The sequence below is a fragment of the Oleiphilus sp. HI0061 genome (assembly GCF_001635675.1).
On the sequence record NZ_LWFE01001429.1, the window covers coordinates 1 to 944 of the forward strand.

At 45.3% G+C, this 944-nt stretch carries 1 protein-coding gene and 1 pseudogene; one reads left to right on the forward strand and one right to left on the reverse strand.

Features of this window, described 5'->3' with window-relative positions; translation table 11 throughout:
* Positions 1-172: 172 nt before the first annotated feature.
* The gene (locus tag A3735_RS22585) at positions 173-730 is read left to right on the forward strand and encodes a hypothetical protein (protein ID WP_156499838.1); all 558 of its coding nucleotides are present in this window, start codon (positions 173-175) and stop codon (positions 728-730) included.
* Here A3735_RS22585 and A3735_RS32080 read toward each other — a convergent pair.
* Positions 727-944, reverse strand: a pseudogene (locus A3735_RS32080) (IS3 family transposase); the annotation flags it as partial. The gene A3735_RS22585 and the pseudogene A3735_RS32080 overlap by 4 nt on opposite strands.

A 944-nucleotide genomic window follows, 5' to 3' on the forward strand; every position in this document is an offset into this window, starting at 1 on the left:
GTGTTTATTGTGATCAATTCTGCCAAGAGGAAGAGTCACAACTAACCATGGAAATCTGTCGAGCGACCCTAGACATTCTTCTAATGGACTTCTTGCCACGGTTGACGGTTGTTCACGACTATGACGATGCCCTTATTACTGAGGCCTTTTATGTGGCGGGGATCTGATGATCGTGAATAAGTATTTACCCGACGACTATCTCGTTAATCAAGGTCGTTTCTTTTGGCTACCCTATTTGAGTCAATGGGGACGCTGGCGTATTCAGTGCATGGCCAATCCTGGACTACTCATGCGCGATATACGCCAAGGTAATGATCAAACGATTTTTGCGACGCATGCTGATCTAAACCGCCATAAATTCAAACCAGCCTTACGTCATTGTGCACAATGCAGTGCGCTTTTCTATCATAGCGATATCTATGATTATCCTTGGTTAACGAATTGCCCCATTCATGATACGACCTTAGGAAGTACTTGTTCGCGCTGCCACTCCCCATATCCCAAAACACGACAGGAAATTGCTACGCGCCATTGTCCTCAATGTGGTCGAGGTAGGGATGACCGCATTGAAAAAACACTCGCCTCAATCATCGAGGGCCAGGCATCCCTAGCAGAAAAAATTGACTCGACGGTTGGCTATTTGACTAACCTGATCACTAACATTGATGAAAAACTTCGCATGAAGCTTGGTGACGGCGTTTTTCAAGGTAGTTGTCGCCTGAGCATTTAAGCTGCTTGTTTTTCCTTCTCCGGGTTCAACTTAACGTCACCCACTTTCTCCCAGTTCCGCGTAGCTTTTGACCACCTTATTTGGTTCTTTCTTTTCATCTTGCGATAAAGCTCATCCCTCTTCGATAATATTTCTTCATCCAGACCTAAGTGCCTTTGCTCTGGGGTAACAAAGTTAATTCGACTATGCCGGTGCTCTGTGTTGTACCAAGTGA